The sequence below is a fragment of the Cellulomonas septica genome (genome assembly GCF_012396155.1).
GTDB lineage: Bacteria > Actinomycetota > Actinomycetes > Actinomycetales > Cellulomonadaceae > Cellulomonas > Cellulomonas septica.
The window spans coordinates 1-1,477 of record NZ_JAAXOY010000781.1; the positions used below are offsets into that span (position 1 = coordinate 1).

The 1,477-nt window shown below is 75.0% G+C and carries 3 protein-coding genes and 1 pseudogene; 1 reads left to right on the top strand and 3 read right to left on the bottom strand.

Annotation, left to right across the window (positions count from 1 at the left end):
• The 3 genes from HGA02_RS21305 to HGA02_RS20610 form a co-directional block, all read right to left on the bottom strand.
• A partial coding sequence (locus HGA02_RS21305) for an AAA family ATPase (RefSeq protein WP_168680940.1) occupies positions 1-295 on the bottom strand: 295 nt, incomplete at its 3' end.
• A 1-nt stretch (position 296) separates the two neighbouring features.
• Positions 297-1,175, bottom strand: coding sequence for an NAD kinase (locus HGA02_RS19085; protein ID WP_168680942.1), 879 nt, complete (start codon positions 1,173-1,175; stop codon positions 297-299).
• Positions 1,172-1,312: a hypothetical protein gene (locus HGA02_RS20610; RefSeq protein WP_210728818.1), complete on the bottom strand. Its 141-nt coding sequence runs from the start codon at positions 1,310-1,312 to the stop codon at positions 1,172-1,174. The genes HGA02_RS19085 and HGA02_RS20610 overlap by 4 nt, the downstream gene beginning before the upstream one ends.
• A gap of 74 nt (positions 1,313-1,386) precedes the next feature.
• Here HGA02_RS20610 and HGA02_RS21880 point away from each other — a divergent pair.
• Positions 1,387-1,477: pseudogene (locus tag HGA02_RS21880) on the top strand (phosphoketolase family protein); the annotation flags it as partial.

Below are 1,477 nucleotides of genomic sequence, written 5' to 3' on the forward strand. Positions count from 1 at the left end.
GGGGACGATCGCGAACGGCCAGGGGTGGCGGCGGAGGGCCGGGCGGAGGCGGCCGACCTGGGCGAGCGCGGTCGCGACGAACGCGGTCGCGAGCAGCGCGAGCACTCCGGTGACGACGAGCCCCGCGTCGCACGGTCGCGGGGTCCGCCTTGCCGCCGAGCAGCAGCGACAGCGCCGTGAGCACCATCGTCTTGCCCGCACCGGTCTCGCCGGTGAGGACCGTGAGGCCGGGCCCGAGCTCGACGTGCGCCCGGGTGATGACGCCCAGGTTGTCGATCCGGATCTCCTCGATCACGTCACTCCCCCGTCCTGGTCGAGCCGCCGCCCGCGGGCCGGCCGCGCCAGCCGCTCACGGGGAGCCCGAACTTGTGCACGAGCCGCGTCGTGAACGGCGCGAGCGACAGCCGTGCGAGCCGGACCGGGACGTCGCTGCGCGTCACCTCGACGCGAGCGCCACGCGGCACGTCGAGCTGCCGCCGCCCGTCGCACGTGACGAGCCCGCGCGCCGACGACCGGTCGAGCACCTCCACCGCGAGACGGCTGCGCGGGCCGACGACGAGGGGCCGGGCGAACAGCGCGTGCGCGGAGATCGGCACGAGGATCATCCCGTCGACGTCCGGCCAGACCACCGGACCTCCGGCCGAGAAGGCGTGCGCGGTCGACCCGGTCGCGGTGGACGCGACGACCCCGTCGCAGCCGAACGACGACAACGGGTGCCCGTCGACCTCGAGCATCACCTCGAGCATGCGCGACCGGTCCGCCTTCTCGATCGCGGCCTCGTTGAGCGCCCAGCCCGTGCCGACCGTCCCATCCGGGTGGAGGACGCGCACGTCGAGCGTCCCGCGCTCCTCGACCTCGAAGTCGCCCGCCGTCAGCCTCCGCACCGCCTCGCCGACGTCGTCCCGCTCCGCCTCCGCGAGGAAGCCGACGTGCCCGAGGTTCACGCCCAGGACGGGCACGTCCGTGCCGCGCGTGAGCTCCGCGGCGCGCAGGATCGTCCCGTCGCCGCCGAGCACGATCGCGAGCTCGAAGGACGGCAGGTCGTCCGGACCGCAGTCGTCGGGCGCGAGCACGGGCTCGACGCCGGCGGCCTCCAGCTCACGGACGGCCTCCTGCGTCGCCGCGACCGCCTCCTCCCGACCGCCGTGGGTCACGACGAGCGCTCGTCTAATCACGCCTCACCTCCGAGCGCCGCGCGCACGCGACGCACCTCGATCCCACCCTCGACGACCTCCCGCACGGCGTCGTCGAGCGGCACGCCGTCTGGCTCCGGCAGCGCGTCACCCGCGACGAGCCACAGGAAGTACTCCACGTTCCCGCTCGGGCCGGGCAGGACGCTGCGCGCGACCGCCCGCACCCCGAGGCCCGCGGCCCTCGCTCCCTGGCAACCCGCTGCTGCGCGAGACGCTGACGCGTGACCACGTCAAGCCGCGTCTGCTCGGCCACTGGGGCACGACCCCCGGTCTCAACTTCCTGT